This is a genomic window from Erwinia sp. E_sp_B01_1 (assembly GCF_036865545.1).
Classification (GTDB): domain Bacteria; phylum Pseudomonadota; class Gammaproteobacteria; order Enterobacterales; family Enterobacteriaceae; genus Erwinia.
Map to the genome: position 1 here is coordinate 1,236,411 of NZ_CP142208.1, position 24,166 is coordinate 1,260,576.

Consider the following 24,166-nt stretch of genomic DNA (forward strand, 5'->3'; position numbering starts at 1 on the left):
AGAAATAGCCAGGCGGGGGAATTATCGCTTTCTCTGCGCCCGCGAACTCCAGAACAGTATCAGTGACTCAGTTATCCGCCTGCTGGACGACACAATAAACCGTGAAGGCTATCAGGCAGAGTTTGAAGTGCAGAGAGCTAACATCCGCCACCTGATTACCGGTAGCGAATTCATGTTCTACGGCATCAAGAACAACCCGACCAAAATTAAGTCGCTCGAAGGCATCGACATATGCTGGATGGAAGAGGCTGAAGCAGTATCCAAAGAGTCGTGGGATATCCTGATCCCCACCATTCGTAAGCCTGGCTCTGAGATATGGGTCAGCTACAACCCAAAGAATATTCTCGACGATACGCATCAGCGTTTCGTTATCGCACCTCCTGATGATATCTGCTTGCTGACTGTGAACTACAGCGAGAACCCCTGGTTCCCTGATGTGCTTCGGCTGGAGATGGAGGAGTGCAAGCGCAAAGACTATGACCTCTATCTGCACATATGGGAAGGCGAGCCGGTTGCTGATAGTGACATGGCAATCATCAAGCCTTCGTGGATTGCTGCTGCTGTGGATGCTCACAAGGCGCTTGGATTTGATATTGCCGGAGAGAAGCGTGTTGGATTCGATGTGGCCGATGAAGGTGAGGATAGCAACGCCACCACTCTACGCCATGGTTCTGTAGCTATCGACGTGCAGAACTGGGACAGAGGCGATGTGATTGAATCCTCTAATCGCGTGAACCTCTATTCAGAGCAGCAGAAAGCCGATGAGATTATTTATGACTCCATCGGTGTTGGTGCTGGCGTTAAGGCCCAGTTAGGCCGCATAGCCAAAATTAATATTCAAGGCTTCAATGCTGGCGGTGCCGTGCTTCACCCTGAAGCTGACTACATGCCCGGTAAAAAGAACAAAGACATGTTCTCGAACATCAAGGCTCAAGCATGGTGGCATGTTCGTGATCGCTTCTACAAAACATGGCGTAGCATAGAGGCTCGCAAAGCCGATCCGAATTGCACGCTCGAATACAGCCCTGATGAGCTGATAAGCCTGTCCTCTGATATCCAGAAGCTCGAATACCTAAAAGCTGAACTGTCCCGCCCATGGGTGGACTACGACGGTAACGGCAAGGTTAAGGTTGAGAGTAAGAAGGATATGAAGAAGCGCGGCATCCCATCACCAAACATGGCTGACTCACTGATTATGGCGTTCGCTCCACTTATCAGGAAGCCAATGGTCATCGACCCAAGCCAACTCAGGAGAATTTAAGTGCGGTGGTTTAAAAGAAAAGAAGTCGCCGCGCCTGAGCCGGTGAAAGAGCCTGAAAAGGTTCAGATGAAGATTAACCCTGAAGCTGTAGCATCAATCCAGGCAGTAGCTAAGCGAGAGTATCAGCAGTACACCCCACCGAAAGGCGTTATCCCTGAGAAGCTAGAACGAGGCATTCTCGCTATGGACTCAACCCCATACGACATGCTGAACGATGCTTACATGGGGTACGGGATGGGTACTTTCGAGGGATTCCCCGGATACCCTTACCTGGCTGGTATGGCGCAGAAGCCTGAATACCGCAAGATGGTCGGCATCATCGCTGAGAAGATGACAGCGAAGTGGATAAAGCTGAAGACGGTTGGTGATGACGACAAGTCAGATCGCGTTAAGCAGATACTCGATGCCATGGAGCGCTTTGACGTTGTGGGCAAGTTCAGAGAAGCCGCTGAACATGATGGATACTTTGGTGGCGGGCAGATTTATATCGACGTCCTGTCACCTAAAAACGTATCAGCCTGGACAGATGATAACGAGCTGCAAAGCAAGCTTTTCATCAGCGACAAGAAGATTGCCAAAGGTAGCCTTAAAGGCTTTCAGGTGATTGAGCCAGTCTGGACATACCCCGGCGTATACAACGCACAAAACCCGCTGAGTCCTGACTTCTACAAGCCGACAGAATGGTTTGTGATGGGGAAAACGGTTCACGCCAGCCGCATGATCAACTTCGTATCACGCAACGTGCCTGACCTGCTGAAGTCGGCTTATAACTTCCGAGGCCTGTCACTTACGCAGATTGCAGAGACATACGTTAACAACTGGCTCCGCACGCGGGACAGTGTCAGCGACATGATCCACTCGTTCAGCGTGCCGGTGCTCAGCACGGACTTGAGCCAGATGCTGACAGGCGGTGGTGCAGACACCATGCTTTTCCGCCTGCAGATGTTTAATCAGTGCCGTGATAACCGAGGCGCTTTTGCAGTAGACAACGACGCTACGAAGCCGGAAGGGTTGGAGTTTATCAACGCGCCACTCAGCGGACTGGATACGCTACAGGCTCAGTCTCAAGAGCAGATGGCATCAGTATCCGGGATACCGTTAGTCTTCCTGCTGGGCATCACGCCAAACGGCCTAAACGCTTCCTCAGATGGTGAGATTAAGGTTTTCTACGACTACATCCACTCGCTGCAGAAATCGATGTTTAAGGCTCCCCTTAAGCGCGTTATCGACATCATTCAGCTCTCTGAGTTCGGCGACATTGACCCTGATATCACCTTTGAATTCGAGCCTCTCTATGAGATGAGCGCGAAAGAGAAAGCTGATATTCGCAAGGTTGATGCTGATACTGACGCGGTCTACATAAGCAATGGTGCGCTGTCTGCAAATGAAGTGCGCGAGAAGATTGCTGATGACCCGGACAGCCCTTACCACTCACTGGACTTAAGCGATGACCTCGAACTCGAAGAAGAAGCCCCAGACGACGAGGAAGCCAGCCCCGAAGACGATAAGGCCGGTGCAACCTAACGCAGGTGTTGAGGCCTGGTATCGCAAGCAGCTGGATAAAGCCGTCAGAGATATGAATGACTCGATGGTGTACTGGCTGAAGGCGAATTACCGGGCATCTGGCGCTATGGCAATGGACGCATCACCTGCTGTGTTTATGCGGGACGCGATGAAGAAGTTAGCCCGGCGCTGGACAAAGCGTTTTGATGACCTCGCTCAGAAACTTGCTGACCGGTTCGCCGGTGATGCCATGAAGAACTCTGACGTGTCGTTAAGTAACGCGTTGGAGGCCGCTGGATTCACCGTGCCTTTTAAGATGACGCCAGCGATGAATAACGCATTGCAGGCAACCATCACTGAAAACGTTGGCCTGATACGCAGCATCCCGGAGCAGTATCTCACGCAGGTGCAGACGATGGTGATGCAGTCAGTAGGCAGGGGGCGAGACCTCGGCACGCTGACAGAAGAGCTTGAGAAGCGTTACGGCATTACGCGCAGACGGGCAGCGCTCATCGCACGCGATCAAAACAACAAGGCTACCGCAACCATGCAGTCAGCCAGGCAGCAATCACTCGGCATCACGCAAGGCATCTGGCGACACTCACACGCAGGTAAAGAGCCTCGACCATCACATGTGAAAGCTAATGGTGAATTTTTCGACCTGTCAAAAGGGCTTTACCTGGATGGCAAGTGGACTCTTCCCGGTGAAGAGATTAACTGCCGCTGCACTTGGTCACCAGTCATCCCCGGACTTAATTAAACGGAAGCACACATGACAATCGAACGGTTAGCGTTTGACCGCGCATCCGTGCGCACTTTCGATGGTAATGGCAGGCTTCAGGTCACCAAAAGCAATATCAGCAAGGCGAATGTCTGCCCCTACTACGGGCGCGAGATTCCTAATGCTGAAGCGCTGGGGCTGGACCCGGACAAGATTTACCGGCTCTGGCGTCACCCTGATGAACTGAAGAAAGCCGCATCAACCTTCAACAATATTCCCGTTCTCTGTATCCATACCCCTGACTTCCCTGGTGACCCGCCTCGAGAATACCGCGTAGGAACGACGCACTCTGGCTGTGATTTTGATGGCACCTATCTCAGTAACGGCCTGTCCGTTTGGGATAACTCTGCCATCGCAGGTATTGAGACAGAAGAGCAAAAAGAATTGTCGTCCTCGTACCAGTACAGGGCTGACATGACTTCCGGCACCACGCCTGATGACGAAGAGTTTGACGGCATCATGCGTGACATTGTCGGGAACCACGTTGCACTGGTCGAAACTGGCCGCGCAGGTAGCGACGTATTGGTCGCTGATTCTCTCCCACTGGAGCTTAAATACATGAAGTTAGACCGCAAAGGCGTCGCCATCCGTGCCGCGCTGGGAGCGTTTCTGAAGCCGCGCCTGGCTCAGGATGCTGCACCCAAAGACCTCACCGCCATTCTGAATTCGCATAAGTCAGCAAAAGCGATCGCTCAGGCCGTGGCTAACAAATACAAAACCCGCCTGGCTGCCGATATGGAGCTGGAGCCAGAAGAGTTGGTAGAGATTATCGAAGCCTCCTCCGAAGGTGTTGAGCCTGAAGAAGAGCCGAAAGTGGCCGGTGATGACGACAACGAGTCGATCATCTCTCTGCTGCGTGAAGCTGGCATGCCTGAAGAAGTGATCGCCAAAATCTCTGCCGCTCTGTCTCCGGCTGTTGCTGAAGATGAAGACAAAGACGACGACAAGAAAGATGACGATAAGAAGGATGAGAAGGTTTCTAAAACCGCTATGGACTCCGCTATCCGTCTGGCTTCTGACAGCGCTACCCGTAAGGCCGCTGAAAACTTCCGCGCTGTGCGTGAAGCTGAGCAGGCTGTGCGCCCACTGATTGGCGATGTGATCGCTATGGACTCCGCTGAAGACGTCTACCGCACTGCACTTGAGCAGGCTGAGGTGGATATCACTGGCGTTCACGCATCTGCATTCCCTGCAATGGTGCGTATGGCTATCAGCCAGAAAGAAAACAAACGTCCTGTCATTGCTCAGGATTCCGCTTCCGCTGACGAGTTCGAGAAGGCTTTCCCGACCGCTGGCAAACTGAAACGAGGTTTCTAACATGGCAGGTTTTCAGAGTGTAATTAACCAGTACCCAGCTCCGGGCATTGAAGGTGGCTTTGCCAGCACCAACCCACACGCAACTTTCCTGGCTGGCGAAGCGGCCCTGGTGTCAGGCACTAATGGCCTGACGATTGGACGCTTTGCGTGGGCAGTTGATGGCGTGGCTACTAATGCCGGAACCGGCGCTCCTTCTGGCTTCGTGCATCGTGATGGTCAGGCGATTATCACAACATGGCTGGGCAGCGATTCCAACGTTATTCAGTCTGGCCGCGAAGTAACCCTGATGGTTGCGGGAGACTTCTGGGCGCGTACTTCTACCGCAGCCACTCTCGGGCAGAAGATCTTCGCATCACTGACTACCGGTCAGGTTCAGACAGGCGCTGCTGGCGCAACTATTGCCGGCTTTGCCGAAACCGAATTTGTCGCAGGTAGCGTCGCAGCAGCGGGCGAACTTGTGAAAATCAGCACCTGGAGCAAGTAATGAACGAATTTCAAAAGCACTACGCCGCCGCAAGCGGTAAATACGGCATCGTGTTGCGCGGTGCTGAAAAGGCTCAGTACCTGAAGCCTGAGTTTGCAGATAACTTCGCTCTGGCGATGGATGCGCAACCCACCATGGTTACTACCGGCAGCTCCGGCATCCCGGCATACTTCACCAACTACGTTGACCCAGAGCTGATCCGCGTACTGGTAACCCCGATGAAAGCAGCAGAAATCATTGGTGAAGTTAAGAAAGGCGACTGGACCACGCTTACTGCGCAGTTCCCTATCGTGGAATCTGCAGGTGAAACCAGCTCCTACGGCGACTACAACAACAACGGCATGACCGCAGCGAACGTTAACTGGGTGCCGCGTCAGTCTTACCACTACCAGACCCACACCCGCTGGGGTGAGCGTGAGCTGGATATGTATGGCGCAGCGCGTATCGGTTACGCCGCAGAACTGAATGTTGCTTCTGCTCTGGTGCTGAATAAGTTCCAGAACAAATCCTACTTCTACGGCATTGCTGGACTACAAAACTTTGGCCTGCTGAATGACCCGAGCCTCCCGGCCTCGATCACCCCCGGCGCAACCGGAACTGGCAGCGCTCTGACCTGGGCTACCAAAGATGGTCAGGCTGTTTATGACGATATCCTGAAGTTGTTCGGTCAACTGGTTTCACAGACCAAAGGCCTGCTGGATATGAGCACGCCAATGACGCTGGCTATGTCCCCAGCTATGTCAGTAAATCTGGCTAAGACGAACATGTACAACGTGAACGTCTCTGACCTGCTGAAGAAAAACTTCCCGAACCTGAAAATTGAGACTGCCATTGAGTACTCAACAACAGCCGGTGAGATTGTTCAGCTGATCGCCGATCGCCTGGGTGAGCAGGACACAGCATACGCCGCCTTCACTGAGAAGATGCGTGCGCACGCAGTGGTGACTGAAGAGTCATCCTGGAAACAGAAAAAGTCTGGCGGCACCTGGGGTGCAATCATTCGTCAACCGCTCGCTATCGCGACAATGCTGGGAGTCTGATTATGTCTGAAGTCGTAACTGTAGGTTGCAAGCTGCCTAACGGCCTGCTGCTGGAACAGGACGGTTATACCGTCCAGCTTAACGGCGCGAACGCCTCAAATCTGGTTGGCGGCTACGGCCTCACCGAGAACGTTGATAAAGCCGCTTTTGATAAGTGGATTAAAACTCACGGCGACCAGGCTTACGTAAAAAACGAACTGGTATTCGCTCAGGCCAAGACCAACAGCGCCGAATCCAAGGCGAAAGAAAACGCAGACGTGAAGTCTGGCCTTGAGGGGTTACCTCAAGATAAACCAGCACCTGGCATCGAGAAATCTGACGGGAAATAAAGATGGCTATCGTGACCTTTGATATTGCCGCATTCCGCGAGCGTTACCCGGAATTCAACACGGTAAGTGACTCGTTGCTGAATGCGTACTTCGTCGAGGCAACGGTCTATCTGAATAACACCGATACCAGCCCGGTCAGCGATGTTGCTGTAAGGGCGGTATATCTCAACATGCTGGTTGCTCACCTTGCCGCAATGAATAGCGGCGTAGGCGGTCAGGCGGCATCAGGGTTAGTTGGGCGGGTAACAAGCGCATCGGAAGGTTCGGTATCTGTGTCGGTAGATGCCGGGCCATCAAGCGCATCGTCATGGTGGTATATGCAAACGCCATACGGTGCTGCTTACTGGCAGGCCACGCTGCCATATCGTTCTGCACGTTACCTGCCCGGTGGCTCGCCATCAATGTATCCATATCATTACAACCGCAGAACTTATTACCGGAGGTAGCCATGGCAACATTTAGCGGTGGCGACGCTCTGGAGCAAAAGCTCGCGGAGTTAGCGGCAAGTCTTGGCGAAGGTAAGACGTTACGTGTTGGCTTCCTCGAAGGTGCGACGTATCCTGATGGCACTTCGGTGCCTATGGTTGCTGCAGCGAACGAGTTTGGCGACCCGGGAATGAACAGGCCACCACGGCCATTCTTCCGCAACATGATCGCCGAGAAGTCACCAGAATGGTCGGATGACATTGGCAAGATTGCGCTGGCGGTTAATTACGATGCCACCACGCTTTTTTCGCTGATGGGTGAGCGCATCAAAGATCAGCTCCAAGGCTCAATCCGCGAATTCTCTGATCCGGCACTTGCGCCATCCACAATAGCGAGAAAGGGCTTTTCCAAGCCTCTGATTGAAACGTCTCACATGCTGAATTCAGTCGATTATGACGTTAAGGACGGCGTATGAATCTACATGGAATCGTGCGCCGCGCTATCAACACCGTAAACCCTGACATACCAGGTCAGATGCTGGTGAGTCTCGGGACATACATCACTGACGCAGCAGGTCACAGGGTGCCCGTATACAGCGAGCCTCAGAGCGTCACAATTCAACTCCAACCGCTTAGCTACACCGATCTACAGAAGATTGACGGACTAAACCTGCAGGGCATCCTGAAGGCGGCATACGTCAATGGTAACTTTGAAGGCGTGAACCGGCTGAAAGGAAAGGGTGGTGACAAATTGGTAGTGAATGGCGAAACATGGCTAATCACTCAGCCGCTGGAAGAATGGCCTGACTGGTGCAAGTTTGTGGTGACGTTGCAGGTGACGACATGACAGCGACTATCAGCATTAGACAGGATGACCTGACAACCGCCTTGCGCGGTTTTTTATTGTCCCTGGTTGATACAGAGATTTTCCTTGCTCAGGAGAACCTGGTGCCGATGCCGGTTGGTGACTTCATCACAATGACACCAATGAATTCGACCGGGCTATCAACAAACCGAGTTTCTTACGCTGACACGGGCGCTGGGCTTGGGAGTGAGTTGACGCAGCGAAGTAACCAGTGGAGATGCCAGCTTGATTTCTACGGCTCGTCAGCGCAGGAGTTCGCGCAGATTGCGGCCACCATGATCCGCTCTGAGTATGCCGGGGAATGGTTCAGGCAAAACAACTCGCCACTTCGCCCGCTCTACGCTGGCGACCCACACCAGACCACGATGATTAACGCTGAAGCTCAGTACGAGAATCGGTGGACGCTGGATTTCAACGCTCAATATAACGCTGTGATTGCCACACCACTGGCATTCATGGATGGAATAACTGTAGGCATCATCGCCGCAGACTTAAAATACCCACCGGAGAGTGCATAAATGGCAATCCCATTGCGCAAAGATATCCAGATTAATCCCGGCGTACTACCTGCTGGCGGTTCTGCGCTGGATTTGAACGGCCTTATTCTTACTGACAGCAGCTATGCACCGGTAGGTGGGGTTGTGTCATTTTCATCTGATGATGACGTTGCTTTGTACTTCGGCAGTGCATCAAATGAATACAGCATGGCTGAAATCTATTTTCAGGGCTATGACAACTCAACCAAAACGCCTGGCGCATTGTTGTTCTCGCGATATAACCCTGAAGCAGTTGGAGCATGGTTGCGGTCTGGTTCAATGAACGCAGTTAGTCTTGACCAACTGAAGCTGCTGAGTGGCGTAATTACGCTGTCAGTTGATGGCGAAGAGGTCACCTCTACCAACATTAACCTGAGCACGGCAACAAGCTTTGCGCAGGCTGCACAACTGATCCAAACCGGCGTTGGCGATGATGTTGAAGTGGAATATGACACCACTCAGAAAGCATTCATCTTCACATCGGCTACTACGGGCGCAGAAAGCACGATCACCTACGCTACCGGCACGCTTGCTGATGGCCTGAAGTTGACAGCAGCTACAGGCGCAATCCTTTCACAAGGCGCAGCACCTGCAGTTGTGACCGATTCAATGCGACTGGTGCTCGATGGCTCACAAAACTGGGCGTTGTTTACCACTTCCTTCACCCCAAGTGAGTCTCAAGCTCTGGCCTTCTCAGCCTGGGTGAGCGGTCAAAACTATCGTTTTGGTTATGTGCCATTCACCATGGAAGGCGCTGCGCTGGTAAGCGGGTCCACGGAAACGCTGAGCTACAAAATCATCTCAGTTAATGACTATGCCAATGTTTGCCCGGTGTACGGCTCTCAGAGTCATGCGGCGGCGGCACTTGGTTATGCAGCTTCACTCGACTTTGACCGCCAGGAAGGCCGCGTAACCTTCAAGTTCCGCTCCCTGTCCGGCCTATTGCCAACCGTGACGTCATCAGCTGACTACGATGCCCTGATTGCAAATGGGTACAACTTCTACGGCGCATACACGGCAAACAACTACGACACCCGCTACTGGGCTGATGGCACTGTTACCGGAGACTTTAAATGGCTGGACACCTTCTGCTTCCAGATTTGGCTGAATGCCAACCTGATGCAGGATGCGATCGAACTGTTCAAGGCCAACCGATCGCTGCCATATAACACCCGTGGTGATGCGGCCATTGAAGCCTCCTTTGTCGACACTATCAACCAGGGTATTACCTTCGGCGGGATTCGAACCGGCATTGACCTGTCCAGCGCGCAGATTTCTGAAATCAATAACGCCGTTGGTTTGCAGGTAGGCGCGTCGATCGTTGCCAAGGGCTGGTATTTGTATCTGCCAAAAGCCACGCCTGAACAGCGTGCAGCGCGTACCCGGCCTGGCTGCTCTTTCTATTACACGGATGGCGGTAGCGTTCAGAAAATTACCCTTGCCAGCATCGAGGTTCAATAATGGCTAATAACACGATTACGAGCGCAGATTCTATCTTTGCGCTGACAGTGACCAACCTCTTTACCAGCGCCCAAACGCTGGAAGGTTATGCCGCTGACGCCATGTTTGCACTGGGTGACACTGAGCTTGCACAGTCGGTACGTGGTGCAGACGGCAAGCTCTCTGCTGGTTTCGTATTTGGAGAGTACCTGCAGACGGTAACTATTATGCCGGACAGCCCTTCGCGGGAAATCTTCGAAACATGGCAACTTACCTCAGTGACGTCGAAAGCCGTGTTCCGCTGCAATGCCACGATCATCCTCCCGGCAATTAGCCGCAAGTTCACGCTGACTAATGGCGTTCTGCAGCGCGTTAAGGCTATGCCCGATGCACAGCGTGTCCTGCAGGCAATGACGTACCAGATCAACTGGGAAAACGTCATCGGTGAAGCTTACAATGCATAAGGTCTGATATGGCTCGCAAAGAGATTTTCTATACGGCTGAGAAGTGTGGCCGCGATACCGGAAAGGTTTTTTACATCAAAGAAATGTCCGCCTCAGCTGCTGAGTGGTGGGCAATCCGCGCTGGTCTGGCTATGGCAAAGAATGGCGTAAGCCTGCCAGATAACTTTTCAGAGATGGGTATGGCAGGGATGGCAAAGGTAGGGCTGGAGATGGTTGCGAAAATCCCACCCGAAGATGCCCGGCCACTCCTCGAAGAACTCATGAAATGTGTTCAGGCTGTGCCGGACCCTTCCAATAAGTCGATTATCCGCAACCTCATTGAAGACGACACAGAAGAGGTGATCACCCGCCTCAAACTGCGCGGCGAAGTGTTTAAGTTGCATGTTGATTTTTTCACAGCCGTCGCAGGTTAGATATCCCGCCAACCATGGGGGGCACTGTCGTTGGCCTGGTAAATTATGAAAACGTCCCAACCACCATCGCCACGATAGTCTCTTCAAAGCTTGCGACCCTCTACGAGCTGGACACTGTGTACGGTACAGAGGATTTGTGGCGACTGCTTGAAATCAACACGGTCGACAATTACAACCAAATGGTCATCAACAGGGCGCAGGAGAATGGCTGATGCCAACGATTATTGATTCACTGGTCGTCACTCTTGGCCTTGACCCTTCTGGCTTCAAAAAGGGCCAGAGTGAAGTTAAAGATGGCCTGGTAAACACAAGAAAGAACGCTGAACAGACCGCGAAAGACATGGAGGCCGCAGGTAAAAGAGCGGCCTCTTTCTTTGGGTCAATTCGTACAGAATTACTTGCACTCGTAGGTGTGACACTTTCAGCGCAGGGCATTAAGACTTTCATCACAAGCATGACGTCAGACCTGATGCGATTGGGCATCGAGTCTAAAGCGCTGGATATCTCGGCCAAATCTCTGGATGGCTGGGAGCGTGCAGCTTCGGCTGCCGGATCAAGTGCCGAGAAAATGTCTGGCACACTGGCAGGCTTTCAAAAGGTTCTTACCAGCATTCGCACCGGCGGCGGGCAGGATGACCCGCTGTTTGGCGCGCTGGCTTCTTTCGGTGGAGCTACCGGGGCAAACTTCGATTATCAGAATGATAACTCTGAAGCCATCATGCGCAAGATTGGCGCTAACTGGGGCAAACTAAGCAAAGATGCGCAGCGCCGCTTTGGCGGAATGTTCGGCTTTGACAATGCAACTCAGCAGGGGCTGTCTGACGGCTCGCTTGTTCGCGATGCGGATCGCTTTGCCAAGATATCCAGGGCGACTGATGATGCCACTAAAAAGGCATTAGAGTTTAATCGCCGCCTGGAAGAGATGAAGCAAAACTTCTCTGCTGCTGCTCAGGTGCTGTATGAGGCGCTGATCCCGTATGTAGAAAAGCTTATCCCCCTCATTGAGAAATTTGGCATCTGGATTTCCACTCACGGGCCAGAAATAGAGAAGTTCTTCTCTGAAACTGCTGATGAAATCGGGAAGGTTACTGACGCTGTAGGCGGCTTAGAGAACGCGCTGAAGCTACTGCTCGTTTTCGTTGCCGGTAAATGGCTGCTTGGGATGAGTAGCTCTATTGGAGGCGTGCGTGGGTCGTTACTGGCATTGGGCCGTATAAGCCTCATTGCCGGGCTGGTCGAGCTTCAGAAGTATGCCGCCACGCTTGAGAAGAAATATGCATGGCTGACCGACAATCCTGCGACAAACTTTCTTAACAGTGGTGCTGGAACTGAAACAACAACCGAGTGGGGTAAAAAACTCCATGACTGGGTGTTTGATAAGACCGGCATTGAATTACCCCGAGGCGATGGTTACAAAACTGCACCGCGCGGTATTCGCAACAACAACCCCGGAAACCTGAATTTCGCCGGCCAGGCTGGGGCAACTAAGGAAGGCGGGGAGAATGGACGCTTCGCCGTGTTTGGATCAATGCAGGAGGGTGTAGCAGCTCTTTATCGACAGCTGCAACTTTACTTCAAGCGAGGCATGAATACGCTTTCGTCCATCGTTAAAACCTATGCTCCTGCGGGCGATAACAACAACGTCAGTGCTTATGTCGCTGCGCTTTCTAAGGCTACAGGAAAAGGTGCTGATGAGGCGCTAGATCCGAATGACATGAGCACAATCTCTCGCATGATGAAGGGGATCGTCGACCACGAGAACGGAGCAGGCTATATCAGCTCTTCAGATATCATGGGTGGCATCCAGCTTGGTTCCAAATCAACTGCCATGCGCAATTCACCGGCAGGTGGTAACCAGACTTCAATCAGCATCGGTGAAGTGAACATGCAGACGTCAGCAGGCAATGCTAATGCTCTTGGCAACGACCTGATGAGGAACGTACAGCGAAACCGCCTGGTAACGCCAATGACGACAGGGCAGGGTTGATATGGCCTTTTCACTGAATGAAACAACGCTACTGAGCGCAATAAGCAGTGGCAATATTTTCTCAATCATCAACAGCACACTCTCCCCCGGCTATGGCATCTACCTTAAGTCAGGCGCAAAGGCGCTGGCCCCTACCTCAGTTCTCGGAATCGAGTATGGTGCTGATGCTTCGGTAGTGTCGGCCCCCATAGAAAAAGGCTCTTACACCTCGTTCAATAAGGTGAAGCGCCCCCCGGTAATCAGGGTGCTATTTACGCTTGAGGGCTGGACGGGATTTAGCGGCAGCATTCCCAACCTGACAAACTTTACTCTGACAAGTAGGTCAGACATGTTGGCTGCACTGGATGCCATGGTAGAAAGCGCCGATAAATACGATATCGAAACGCCTGACACCACTTACGAAGATTATGACCTGGTACGATATAACTACCGAACATCCGACCGAGATGTAACGCTGCTTACTGTTGAGGCTATCTTTCAGGCCATCCTTGAAGAAGCTGAGGTGACATTGACCAGTACAACGGCCAACGACAACACGACTACCAATGCAACCAGCAAGGCATCCAGCGCTGTCACTGAGAAGGCCAATTCCACCGCGACCAACTCGACACTTGATGATGTGAAAGGTGCCTTAACCGGCCTGAAGAGCACGCTATCAAGCGCAGCCACAACAGTCGCCACATCGGTATCATCGACTGTTAGTAGCGCCACATCTGGTGTCACCAGTGCAATTAACGGCGCGGCCACGTCAGCCATTAATAACCTGTCAACATCCGTCAGCGAACTGGTAGCGGGGCTTTCCTGATGCAAAACATTTCTCTCAAGCCACTCAAGGCTCAGGAAGTAAGCGTGAACCTTGGCGGACAGAACGTCACGTTAAGGATTGTGCAGCGCACCACCGGCCTTTTTATGGATATAGGCGTGGCGGATAAATGGATTGCTCTCGGCATCCTCTGCCTGAACTGCAACAAAATAGTTCGCTACTCCTATCTTGGCTTCATTGGCGAGTTGTTCTTTGCTGATACGAAGGGTGGCGAAGATCCGGTGTATGACGAGCTTGGAACCAGATTTAAGCTTTTCTACGCAACAGCAGAAGAGATGGCGGCATGACGTATAAAAAACGCAGCCTGAAGTTTCAGTTCACCTTGAAAGAGGGTGAATTTGATGAGCAGGGCAACAACATCCTGACCATTGATAATATAAAGGCTGAGGTAGATATTGGTGCATATGGCGGCATATCTGGCTCTACTTTGGAAGCGAGAATATACGGCCTTGGCTTAGAGAGAATGGCCCTGCTCAGTTACAAAGGCATCCAGTTCAACGGGGCCAGGCAGAACATGGTAAAGGTGTGGGCAGATGACCGCCCTATTTTTTTCGGAGCCATCACCAACTGTTTTGCTGACCTTAACCAGATGCCTGACGCCCCCCTGATTATGAGCGCTTTCTCAACTGGGTTTGACCAGTCTGTGATTGCGGCTCCATTTACCAAAGAAGGGGCTGCCAGTGTCGCTGAGATCATTGATTCCATCGCTAAAAGCATTGGTTATGTGCTGGTAAACAATGGCGTGCTGGCGAAGATTGAGAACCCCTACTTTGAGGGCAACCCAGTCTCTCAGATTCAGCAGTGCGCACATGCGGCCGGTATTGAAATCGACTTCAGGCTTGGATCAATTTACATCTGGCCACAGGGGGAAGTGTTGATGACTCCATCCCATTGGTATCAGTTGCAACTGGGTTAATTGGATACCCGGTATTCAGTAACTACGGACTGAGCTTTCAATGCACTTACAGCGATTTGATACTGCGCGGCCGCAAGGTGCAGATTGAAACCGACCTGCCAAACGGTAGCGGTATCTACACCATACAGTCAGCAATTCATCACCTTTCAACCTGGTCAGAAGGCGGCCCGTGGGCAACCATCGGTTGGGCCTCGATCGGACAATTGACAGAAGTGAGGCAGTGATGGGTAATCTTTTCACAACACGCCCGCAAGACACGTCGACCGAGGCAAATGCGCAGCAGTTCATGATGCAGCAGATGCTGATGAGTAATGCTTTCATTACCCTTGCAGTGGTAACTAAGGTGAGTGATGGGGGGGATCTGGTAGCAGTTAAGCCAATGGTGGAAGGTTTCACCGGATCAGGCGATCGCATCCCAAAAACCATCATTTACGGCGTGCCTGTTTGGCGACTACAGCGCGGCGCAAGCGCAGTCATCATGCCCCCTGTTATAGGGGATATCGGTCTGATAGCGATTTGCGATCGGGATATCAGCGGAGTTAAGGCTACGAAAGAACCCTCTCTTCCTGGCTCTAACCGTACCCACAATTACGGAGACGCTATTTATCTTGGTGGAGTCCTCAACGCAGATCCGAGCCAGTACGTTAAGTTCAGCAATGATGGAATTGAAGTGGTATCGCCTCTTACCGTTAGCCTGTCAGCACCAGTAGTCGAAGTTAACGCAGAGTCGTCATTCACTGTAAACGCCAGCAATATCGTGCTGAATGGCCCGGTAAGCCAGGGTGCAGGAAGTTACGCAGGTAACTTTGAGTTTGAGGGCAGCATCACCGCGAAAGGTGAAATTACAGGGGCTGGCGTTGCACTTTCAACCCACACGCATGGTGGGGTAGATAGAGGCTCCAGCCAAACTGACGCACCAGTCAAATGACCCGCTCCGGCGGGTTTTTTTATGCCGGGATAAACATGATCACAAAATCATTTCAACTCGATACAGATGAATGGGATATCAGGCTGGACAGTTCTGGAAATATGGCGATTGCAAGTAACCCTTACGCCGTTTCTCAGGACGTAGCCTGTTCTTGCTCAACCTTCCTTGGTGAAGCCTGGTATGACACGACGCTGGGCATTCCTTATTACGAGCGGATTCTAGGGCACTGGCCCGGCACGCAGCTCATCAATACCAAGATGGCGACCGAAGCAAAGAAACTTCCCTACGTTCAGTCTGCATTCTGCACTACGACGGTTGGAAAAAACACCCGGGCAGTGTCGGGCGTAATGACGATAACTGACACCAACAAAAATCAATCGACCATACAGTTTTGAGGTAATAAATGGCTGACGTGACAGTAAGCACGGCCGTCCCATCGGTCACTTATTCAGATGCGGGCGTGTCAGTGCCGGATGAAATTGACATCCTGAATGGCCGACTGACTGACCTTGATACTGCAATGGGTGGTGGGATGAGCAAAAGCCTCACTACTCCGCAAGGTCAGATTGCAATGAGTGACACTGCAATCATTGGCGACAAGAACGATAACCTTGCATGGCTGGTGAATCAGGTTAACCCGGACTACGCATCAGGCCGCATGCAGGATGCTATCGGGCAGATTTACTTTATTGACCGGATCGCCGCAATTGGTACGGTGGTAACTGCCACGTTGACCGGCCTTGTAGGAACAGTCATCCCGGCAAACAGCATCGCCCAGGATAGCAGCGGGTACCTTTATTACTCGCTTGCCGATGCCACCATTCCGTCAACTGGATCGGTAGATGTGCTGTTTCAGAATCAGGCCACGGGTGCTATTGCGTGTCCTATTGGATCGCTCAATACAATTTATCGGGCAATCCCAGGCTGGTCAGGCATTACCAATACCACCGCCGGTGTGCTGGGTAATGACGTGGAAAGCCGCGCCAACTTTGAGTATCGACGCAAGCAATCAGTTGCAGGTAATGCCAAGAATCAATTGGGAGCTATATATGCCAATGTTCTTGCCGTGCCGGGCGTTACTGACGCTTATGTAACTCAGAACAATACAGGCGCGACGGTAGAGAAGGGGGCGACTGATTTCCCACTCCCGGCTCACTCACTTTACGTGTCGGCCTATGGGGGCTCTTCTGAAGATATCGCAAACGCAATCTTCCAGAAGTTAAACCCAGGACCAGAAATGGTAGGGAACACCAGTTACACCGTTGTGGATAGTGAAAACTACGTCCAACCCTATCCAGAGTATGAAATTACGTGGCAGACCCCGGCAGCAGTTAGCGTTTACGTAAAAGTTGAACTGGCAAGCAATAACTCCCTTCCAGGTAATATCGTCGACAGAGTTAGATCCGCCGTCCTTAGCGCATTCAATGGTGAGGACGGCGGAACTCGGGCAAGGATTGGCTCGACGATTTATGCAGGACGCTATTACGCAGGCGTGCAAAGTGTGGACCCGGATAATGTTGATATCTTCAGCATCACTTTAAGTCGTGACGGCAGCGCCTACAGCACGTCAGTTTCATTTGGTATCGATGAAGTGCCAACTCTCGATACCTCAAATATTTCGGTGACGCTGACATGATAAACGTCGCAGATACGATCTTGACCCAGTACGCCGGTAGCTCAAACCTGAAGTCGCTTATCTATTCCTTTAACGAAGCAGTAGGAGTGGAGGGGTTTCTGGATGATTTCTATGACCTCATCTGGAACATACAAACGGCTGACACCTACGGTTTAGATGTGTGGGGGAAAATAGTGGTTGTTAGCAGGCAGCTTACAGTGACAGAGAACAAGATTTATTTTGGATTCAATGAATCCTCTTCCGACCCCATTCTTGTAGATGACCCGCAGCCTTTCAATCAGGCTCCATTTTATTCCGGCGATTTGCTCACATCGACAGTAACACTCACAAATGATGTTTACCGCAAGCTCATCATTATGAAAGCCGCTGCAAACATCTCAGACTGCACGATCCTGAATATGAATAACCTACTGATGTTCATGTTTGGCGAAAGTGGCCGTTGCTACGTCAGGAATGATGGCGGAATGGTGATGAGCTACGTATTCGAATTCCCCCTGTCAATCTCAGAGCTTGCGATTGTACAGAGTTCCGGCGCACTTCCTTCCCCTGTTGGGGTTACCGTAAACATTGTTCAGCAGGTATAAAATGAACTCGTCTGACACCCCGTCACGCATTACAAAAGCGTTTGGCGTTAACGGCCTGCGCAATTCGATCGCCACAGACTCCTCCAATACCACTGACAGCAACGGCATAGCTACGTTCGACAAAGGTTTCCCATCCGTAACCATGCAGCCCCTTAGTGCTGGAGGCATACCGCCATCAGGAAAGGATATGAACGGTGTTCTTTACTCCGCAACGCTTCAGCAGCAGTGGTATAACGCCGGGATGACCTACCCATTTAATGCGGATTTTGCCACGGCTGTCAGTGGGTATCCCAAGGGCGCAATACTCCCAAGCTCTGCGCTCACTGGCCAGTGGCTAAACCTTAACGAATCCAACAGCACCACTCCAGAATCCCCGACAGGAGCTTCAACAGGCTGGGTTCCGATTAACAATTATGGCGTTACGCAACTCTCGCTTTCATCAGCCAGCGTTGTGCTTTCTTCGAACCAGGCAGCTAAAGACCGAATTATCCTGACCGGCACGCTTACTGCCAACGTAAACTTGATTTTTCCCGCCTGGATTAAGTCATGGGTAGTTCACAACAACTGCAGTGGTAATTTCACTGTCACCTGCAAAACGGCATCTGGATCAGGAATATCAGTTATTCCAGGTCTGGTTTCTCGCCTTTTCTGCGATGGCATGAACATCACTGATGAAACCTATAACCCAAACAATGACATGGTTGGAGCAGTAGTAGGATTTGCTATGAACTCAGCGCCGGAGGGATGGCTTGATGCAGATGGCGGAGAGATAAGCAGAATAACGTATGCAAGGCTCTTCTCACGCATTGGAACTATCTATGGGGTTGGTGATGGACGGACCACATTCAATAAGCCTGACGGAAGAGCTGAATTTATCCGAGGGATAGATAATGGGCGAGGAGTAGATACCGGCAGGGTTATGGGATCAAGGCAGGGATATGCGATGCAGAATCACACCCATTACCTGCCAACAAGTGGAGGTACCGGACCGTCCGGTATTTCGGCGGTTTTCGATGACGAGCTTGCTGCTAATTTTGTCAGGACAGGCACAAACCTACAAAACAATTACTTCATAAAAGACAGTATCCCTTTCAGAACTTATAACTCAGGTGACTTCCAAACGTCCCCGGAGCTTACATCCGCAGAGACAAGACCAAGAAACCTTGCTTTGCTTTACTGCATTAAATATTGAGGTAAAAATGTCGATATCAGAAACATTAAAAGCACAAAAATACGCCTCAATAGCAGAGGTAGCCGCTGCTGAATCTAAACTTAATGCAGATAAGCTTGAGAACGCTCCAGATTACGCAGAGCAGGCGGCGGAATCTGCCTTAGCTGCAGCGTCTTCTGCGCAAGCAGCAATATCTGCAGAATCTGTGGTCAACAACCTTGCAGTATCAGCGAGCGAATCAGCAACGAGCGCAGCAGCGTCGGCAGCATCCGCAGGAAATGCAGGGGGCGCGGCTATTGCCCGCTCTGTCCGCGCTCCGGAAGGTGAGGATCTGGATGCTTTGCCAGCAGCAGATGCCAGGCAAAACAGCGTTATTTATTTTGGTGACAATGGAAACGTCACTACTAAACCTGTTGCCGACTTTGCAACTTTAGGTAGTAATGGGAAAATCCCTATCTCTGTTATTCCATCAATTGCCCTGACTGAACCGTTTGTGGTGGGCAGCGAAGAGGAGATGCTCTCCCTTGATGCGCAGGTTGGCGACATTGCGAAGAGGACAGACCTGGGGTATTCGTTTTGCCTTGGCTCTGAACCAGCTACCAGTGCCGAGAACTGGGTTCAACTAACCGACGACGTTTTATCACAGTTAGGCCAATCGACGGGCGCTGAAAGCATAGGAGCTGATGATTCTGGCAGCCCCACCACTGTACAACTTGCTCTGAACGCAAAAGTAAATAAAACCACAATTTCCGCTCCTTCCGGTGCAGCGAATGTTGGTGCGTTAAACAGTACCGGCTCAACCGTTACGGTGCAGGAAGCTATAGAAGAGAAGATTGACCGCTCGGAAGTAGAAGCTTTTACTGCACCAGAAATCATCGGTACCAATCATCGCGGGACACTGCAGAAAGATTTAGATGTGATTGATATCAGGACATCTGGCAGACCCTTAACTACGTTAACAGCTGCTGGGCTGGACGCAGTTGTGGATACGACTCTTGGTGCCACAACGATCGCAGTACAAGATTTCAGGCTCAAAGGCGCTCGCGGCGGTAAAATAGTCGCACCCAAACAGACTATCGCAGTGCAATTGTCGGCAGATAACGGAACAACAGAAGACATGCTTATCCAGGGGGATGGCACGGTAGCACCTGGCGACGCTGCAGCAACTTATCTGTTACGAACAGGCGATGATATAGAAGGCCAGTTTATATCTAACAACAGAATGAGCAAAGCTACAATGGGAATTCATATCCGCAGGACGGATGATGTTGTTGCCATTGGGAATGAAACCCGGAGCATGGTTTACCACCCAGGGCTCAATGCCGGGGGTTATGGTGTGCTGACCGAAGGTGCTCAGAATCTGGCGTTAATCGGTCACTCATCATATGGGGACACCATTAACGATCGCCACGCATTGTACATTTCAAATGAACCAACCTTACGGCCTAATAAAGATATTCGTGTAATTGGTTTTCGTGCAGATCACTCGGTAGCTAACAAGGGTGGGGTTGATGGTGCGCGTAATATGCCTATCATTAATGTGCGCATCGTGGATGGATTGATCATAAGTGACTCGCAATTAAGGAATGGTGGGCAGGGTATAAACATCCTAAATCAATTGGGTACGCCTACTCGCGTAACGGTTGCAAACAGTCAGTTAATTGACATAACCAAGCAGACGGCAGATGACCCATGCACTGGAATTGCAACTACATTTACTACTGGTAACGCCAATATCGTCGGGCTTCTTCTGGCTAATAACCAAATATCATTGTCGAGAGCGGCAGGGATTATAGATGGTGCCCGCAGACCCATGCCGATAAATTTGTCAAATGTAAGGTTGGGTATTATATCAAATACGATCATTCAGTCACCTGGTGACGCATATGGTATTGTTCTCGATACTTGTCGTGATATCAACATAAATAATGTCACATCCATAACGAACACAGGGACCGGATCATCTTATGCATTGATCAGATTTGAAGGAACATGTATCGATATAAACGTCAAACAGGCAAGTTATCAGAACAGGGACGCGCTATTCTCTGGCCTTGATAATGTAACAAACCTGACTGTTGATTTTTCACGCATATGCGAGGTGTATAGTAATGCCGGGGTCATCACAACTAACGATCCCTGGGGGCTTATTAGCTCTGTTTCATTAAGCGGAAACAACGTTCTGGTTACCATGAAAGGCCATGTAACTCAGAATGCCTGTGACACCGCAACGACGCGACCGGTTTTTTCCGGAACTCCGATCAACATGATAGGAACCACAACTAGCAAGGTTATCTCAGTTTCCGCATACACTGGTGCGAACGTAGCGGTATCCCCTTCTACTGGACAGGTTCGTTTTAAACTTATCTTGTCACAATGAAATAAGGCCTCCTCGGAGGCCTGAAAATTACTTACATCTATTGAAATCAAAAATCATGGTGTTTTCAAAAACCACCGAATCATAAAGAGAACTTTTCTCATGTGGTTTCGAACAGCCTTTCTTTAACTCTCCATTAACATCTATCTTGGAATCATAAGTAACATCCACACCTAACCGACCGAAATAGAACGCCCCAAACATCCAATCTGTTCTGATGTAAGACGGCACGATGTGGGTGATGATTCCAAAAGATTTAGATGACAGGTAAGATGTTGGAGCTAACGAAGTTGTTCCATTGAACCGAATGGATTCTATTTTGACTCTAGATTTTATTATATCATCAGCCATTGCAGTAAACATAAACTTCTCTTTTTCTGACTGAGATGATAATGCATTTCCGTAAGCAAACATCTGGACGAATATAGCAAGGAAAAATATTGAAGGTATAATCGAAGAAAAGCCTTTGAATATCTTTGTTGAGGAGTAAGAGATAAGTAGCATTACTCCTGTAAATCCAATAAATACGCGAGGATAAAAAACTGGCTGCTTAAGGAAAATCATCGTTCCGACAATGGAGAACACCATGACTAAAATTGCCACAAGGGAAAGCAGTGCGCTTACTCCAGCGAGCGCCAAGCTATAACCTTTACTCTTAGCCACAGTAAACATGGTAAGCGCTGTAGAAATAAAGAACATGAAATAGAATAGCCGACCAAATGAACCACTTAGTGTTGATTTGAACACAACTAAAAAGCTATCAAGGTTTTTATTTATAAGCGGGATGGAGTAAAGCGCAATCGGTAAAATGTCGCTATGCTCAACGCTATAACCCCCGTTAACAAAAACTTCAGCAACAAAGAGCTTGTATATCAGCATCCCCGCGATAAGTGAAAGTACATTTGCAGCAGCGTAGATAATAGCATTCATTGCACTCTTCTCATTCAGCTTTAGTATGAACAAAAAGCAGACCACCGAGATGAATGCATTAACAGATGGCTGATAGAAGCAAAGAAGAATTGCAACCAGAATTGTGGCCGTAGGAAAGCCTATTTTTATATTAAATCTGTAGCTAATGGATGCTGCTAACAATGCGCACGACAGCGATATACCCATTGTTAGGGCGTCATATCTGTATGATAGGTTCTGTATATAGAAAGGACTGCATAAAATAGCTAGAGCTATAACTACAGCAGGGTACTTGCCTTCTACACCTATGGAGTAGCATAGATAATAACCTGAAGTTACCAATACAATAACAGAAAGAATTAATGGGAGTGGGGCGATATCGATAACATTACTGAAGCCCATGGCCAATATTAGATATTGAGCAAGTGGCCTACCATTATCGATCCACCTGGCGTACCCTCCAACGCTCCTTGAGACGTCATCAATGTAATAAAAGTTTGAGATGACTAATGGTGTTATGTATAAACACCCCAATGCAAGGCATAGAAGTATGTAATTCCGTTTGGAGTATTCTAAGAAGTCCTTCATATTAATTACCTTTTTTCTTGATCAGGTATCTTGGTCGGCCTTTGGTCTCAAGGTATATCCTTCCGATGTACTCCCCCAAAACACCGATCCCAATAAGCTGAACACCGCCAAGGAAGAGTATTGACACCAGAATAGATGGGTATCCTCTGACAGGATTACCCCAGGCAAGGGTATCTACCACCATCCATGCGCCATAAAGAAATGACAAGCCCGCCACAATCAGGCCGATGTATGTCCACATGCGAAGCGGGAATGTGGAAAAGCTGGTTATTCCTTCGAGCGCCAGATTCCATAGTTTCCATGTATTGAATTTGCTTTCGCCTGCGACACGTTCCGCCCGGCTGTATTCCACAACTTCAACCCTTCCGCCTACCCAGCTCAGAATGCCTTTCATGAAAAGGTTTCGCTCTGGCATCGCTTTGATGTGATCTACGGTATTGCGCGACATTAGCCGGAAGTCACCGACATTCTCTTCAATGGTAGGGCTGCTAATTTTATTATGCAGGCGATAGAACCACTCAGCCGTTTTGCGCTTCATATGGCCGTCATTGCTTCTGTCAGTGCGCTTAGCCAGGACTACGTCAGCGCCTTGCTGCCACCTCTCAATGAGCAGTGGGATAACGCTTATCGGGTCCTGCAAATCTACATCAATAGGGATTACGGCATCGCCAGTAGCGTGGTCGAGTCCCGCGAAGAGGGCTGGTTCTTTACCAAAATTACGTGTAAAGCTTAATGGCTTTATCAGGCTGTCAGAAACGGACAAGGCATTTATAATGGCTTCTGTACCGTCTTTACTGCCGTCATTGATAAAAACTATCTCAACTTCATAGGCCGCCAATTCACTCCTGGCGGCCTGATAGAAAATAGGTATCGCATCCTCTTCATTGAAGACCGGAACGACTAGCGAAATTTTCATTTTCCCTCCCTGAAAACAACGTATTTTGAATAGAAGAAGCCCATGACAAGGCTCACAGCGGAAAACGTAATAAGCGTGACGAGCGAGGGCAGATTAAGGCTGTCGCTCATTTGCCCTACAGATGCGGCCATAGCACCCATGAATCCTAGATATATCAGATAGCGCCCTGTGGTGGCTTTACCCCTGAATGTGAATCTCGCATTGGCGAAGAATGAGAAAGTAACCGCCACGAAGAATGCAGACATGTTTGAAAATGCCTGATTAACTCCGGAGGCATGCACGGCAAAGAAAACAGCCCAGTGCACAGCAGTATTTATGACGCCTACAGATGCATACCTTGCGAATAGTTTATACATGTTATCTTCTTGAGTTATTTACGGATAAATCTTACCACCTGTTAATGGGATGGCAAGGGATCACCATTTTTTCGTAAAGAATCTTGATAGCCCACACCGATCAATAATACTGTATAT

Annotated in this window: 28 protein-coding genes; 25 read left to right on the forward strand and 3 right to left on the reverse strand. The window is 50.2% G+C overall.

Translation table 11 applies throughout. The features are described 5' to 3' along the window. The first annotated feature begins 4 nt into the window (after positions 1-4). The 25 genes from VRC33_RS06040 to VRC33_RS06160 all read left to right on the forward strand — a co-directional run bounded on the left by VRC33_RS06040 (position 5) and on the right by VRC33_RS06160 (position 21,283). Positions 5-1,261, forward strand: coding sequence for a PBSX family phage terminase large subunit (locus tag VRC33_RS06040; RefSeq protein ID WP_338564098.1), 1,257 nt, complete (start codon positions 5-7; stop codon positions 1,259-1,261). Then, entirely contained in the window at positions 1,262-2,785 is a 1,524-nt protein-coding gene (locus VRC33_RS06045; RefSeq protein ID WP_338561874.1) for a DUF1073 domain-containing protein, read from the forward strand. A gap of 52 nt (positions 2,786-2,837) precedes the next feature. Next, positions 2,838-3,524, forward strand: coding sequence for a phage minor head protein (locus tag VRC33_RS06050; RefSeq protein ID WP_338564100.1), 687 nt, complete (start codon positions 2,838-2,840; stop codon positions 3,522-3,524). A 12-nt stretch (positions 3,525-3,536) separates the two neighbouring features. Beyond that, entirely contained in the window at positions 3,537-4,862 is a 1,326-nt protein-coding gene (locus tag VRC33_RS06055) for a DUF2213 domain-containing protein (RefSeq protein WP_338561876.1), read from the forward strand. Between the two features lies 1 nt (position 4,863). Then, on the forward strand, positions 4,864-5,346 hold the full coding sequence (locus VRC33_RS06060; RefSeq protein ID WP_338561878.1) for a hypothetical protein: 483 nt from the start codon (positions 4,864-4,866) through the stop codon (positions 5,344-5,346). Next, entirely contained in the window at positions 5,346-6,386 is a 1,041-nt protein-coding gene (locus tag VRC33_RS06065) for a DUF2184 domain-containing protein (RefSeq protein ID WP_338561880.1), read from the forward strand. The genes VRC33_RS06060 and VRC33_RS06065 overlap by 1 nt, the downstream gene beginning before the upstream one ends. A gap of 2 nt (positions 6,387-6,388) precedes the next feature. Beyond that, a complete protein-coding gene (locus tag VRC33_RS06070; RefSeq protein ID WP_338561882.1) occupies positions 6,389-6,715 on the forward strand; it encodes a hypothetical protein in 327 nt (108 codons plus the stop codon). Between the two features lie 2 nt (positions 6,716-6,717). Further along, a complete protein-coding gene (locus VRC33_RS06075) occupies positions 6,718-7,161 on the forward strand; it encodes a DUF4054 domain-containing protein (protein WP_338561883.1) in 444 nt (147 codons plus the stop codon). Between the two features lie 2 nt (positions 7,162-7,163). After that, positions 7,164-7,616, forward strand: a complete 453-nt coding sequence (locus VRC33_RS06080) for a hypothetical protein (protein WP_338561885.1) — start codon at positions 7,164-7,166, stop codon at positions 7,614-7,616. Then, the gene (locus VRC33_RS06085; protein WP_338561887.1) at positions 7,613-7,987 is read left to right on the forward strand and encodes a hypothetical protein; all 375 of its coding nucleotides are present in this window, start codon (positions 7,613-7,615) and stop codon (positions 7,985-7,987) included. The genes VRC33_RS06080 and VRC33_RS06085 overlap by 4 nt, the downstream gene beginning before the upstream one ends. Beyond that, positions 7,984-8,523: a hypothetical protein gene (locus tag VRC33_RS06090; protein ID WP_338561889.1), complete on the forward strand. Its 540-nt coding sequence runs from the start codon at positions 7,984-7,986 to the stop codon at positions 8,521-8,523. The genes VRC33_RS06085 and VRC33_RS06090 overlap by 4 nt, the downstream gene beginning before the upstream one ends. Then, positions 8,524-10,002 (forward strand): DUF3383 domain-containing protein, encoded by a 1,479-nt coding sequence (locus VRC33_RS06095; protein ID WP_338561891.1) that lies wholly within the window; start codon positions 8,524-8,526, stop codon positions 10,000-10,002. Continuing rightward, positions 10,002-10,445 carry a hypothetical protein gene (locus VRC33_RS06100; RefSeq protein WP_338561893.1) on the forward strand — a complete coding sequence of 148 codons (444 nt, stop codon included), beginning with the start codon at positions 10,002-10,004 and terminating at the stop codon, positions 10,443-10,445. Before VRC33_RS06095 ends, VRC33_RS06100 begins: the two co-directional genes overlap by 1 nt. Positions 10,446-10,453: 8 nt before the next feature. Further along, on the forward strand, positions 10,454-10,858 hold the full coding sequence (locus VRC33_RS06105) for a hypothetical protein (protein ID WP_338561895.1): 405 nt from the start codon (positions 10,454-10,456) through the stop codon (positions 10,856-10,858). Positions 10,859-10,872: 14 nt separating this feature from the next. Further along, entirely contained in the window at positions 10,873-11,070 is a 198-nt protein-coding gene (locus tag VRC33_RS06110; RefSeq protein WP_338561897.1) for a transglycosylase, read from the forward strand. Next, positions 11,070-12,845, forward strand: coding sequence for a hypothetical protein (locus tag VRC33_RS06115; RefSeq protein ID WP_338561899.1), 1,776 nt, complete (start codon positions 11,070-11,072; stop codon positions 12,843-12,845). Before VRC33_RS06110 ends, VRC33_RS06115 begins: the two co-directional genes overlap by 1 nt. A 1-nt stretch (position 12,846) precedes the next feature. Next, complete coding sequence (locus tag VRC33_RS06120) at positions 12,847-13,650, forward strand: hypothetical protein (protein ID WP_338561901.1); 804 nt, start codon at positions 12,847-12,849, stop codon at positions 13,648-13,650. Then, complete coding sequence (locus VRC33_RS06125) at positions 13,650-13,955, forward strand: hypothetical protein (protein WP_338561903.1); 306 nt, start codon at positions 13,650-13,652, stop codon at positions 13,953-13,955. Before VRC33_RS06120 ends, VRC33_RS06125 begins: the two co-directional genes overlap by 1 nt. Continuing rightward, positions 13,952-14,584, forward strand: coding sequence for a hypothetical protein (locus VRC33_RS06130; RefSeq protein WP_338561905.1), 633 nt, complete (start codon positions 13,952-13,954; stop codon positions 14,582-14,584). Before VRC33_RS06125 ends, VRC33_RS06130 begins: the two co-directional genes overlap by 4 nt. Positions 14,585-14,807: 223 nt before the next feature. Next, entirely contained in the window at positions 14,808-15,512 is a 705-nt protein-coding gene (locus VRC33_RS06135; protein ID WP_338561908.1) for a Gp138 family membrane-puncturing spike protein, read from the forward strand. A 35-nt stretch (positions 15,513-15,547) separates the two neighbouring features. Beyond that, entirely contained in the window at positions 15,548-15,907 is a 360-nt protein-coding gene (locus tag VRC33_RS06140) for a hypothetical protein (protein ID WP_338561910.1), read from the forward strand. Positions 15,908-15,915: 8 nt separating this feature from the next. After that, on the forward strand, positions 15,916-17,148 hold the full coding sequence (locus VRC33_RS06145; protein WP_338561913.1) for a baseplate J/gp47 family protein: 1,233 nt from the start codon (positions 15,916-15,918) through the stop codon (positions 17,146-17,148). Then, positions 17,145-17,732 carry a DUF2612 domain-containing protein gene (locus VRC33_RS06150; protein ID WP_338561915.1) on the forward strand — a complete coding sequence of 196 codons (588 nt, stop codon included), beginning with the start codon at positions 17,145-17,147 and terminating at the stop codon, positions 17,730-17,732. Before VRC33_RS06145 ends, VRC33_RS06150 begins: the two co-directional genes overlap by 4 nt. A 1-nt stretch (position 17,733) precedes the next feature. After that, complete coding sequence (locus tag VRC33_RS06155) at positions 17,734-18,924, forward strand: tail fiber protein (RefSeq protein ID WP_338561916.1); 1,191 nt, start codon at positions 17,734-17,736, stop codon at positions 18,922-18,924. Continuing rightward, the gene (locus VRC33_RS06160; RefSeq protein ID WP_338561918.1) at positions 18,842-21,283 is read left to right on the forward strand and encodes a hypothetical protein; all 2,442 of its coding nucleotides are present in this window, start codon (positions 18,842-18,844) and stop codon (positions 21,281-21,283) included. The genes VRC33_RS06155 and VRC33_RS06160 overlap by 83 nt, the downstream gene beginning before the upstream one ends. 27 nt (positions 21,284-21,310) lie before the next feature. On the opposite strand, the gene VRC33_RS06165 is transcribed toward VRC33_RS06160, so the two are convergent. Genes VRC33_RS06165 through VRC33_RS06175 form a run of 3 tightly spaced genes read right to left on the reverse strand, consistent with a single transcriptional unit; the run spans position 21,311 to position 24,049 of the window. Beyond that, positions 21,311-22,777: a glucosyltransferase domain-containing protein gene (locus VRC33_RS06165; RefSeq protein WP_338561921.1), complete on the reverse strand. Its 1,467-nt coding sequence runs from the start codon at positions 22,775-22,777 to the stop codon at positions 21,311-21,313. A gap of 1 nt (position 22,778) precedes the next feature. After that, the gene (locus VRC33_RS06170) at positions 22,779-23,693 is read right to left on the reverse strand and encodes a glycosyltransferase family 2 protein (protein ID WP_338561924.1); all 915 of its coding nucleotides are present in this window, start codon (positions 23,691-23,693) and stop codon (positions 22,779-22,781) included. Further along, the gene (locus VRC33_RS06175; protein WP_338561926.1) at positions 23,690-24,049 is read right to left on the reverse strand and encodes a GtrA family protein; all 360 of its coding nucleotides are present in this window, start codon (positions 24,047-24,049) and stop codon (positions 23,690-23,692) included. The genes VRC33_RS06170 and VRC33_RS06175 overlap by 4 nt, the downstream gene beginning before the upstream one ends. Positions 24,050-24,166: the final 117 nt, after the last annotated feature.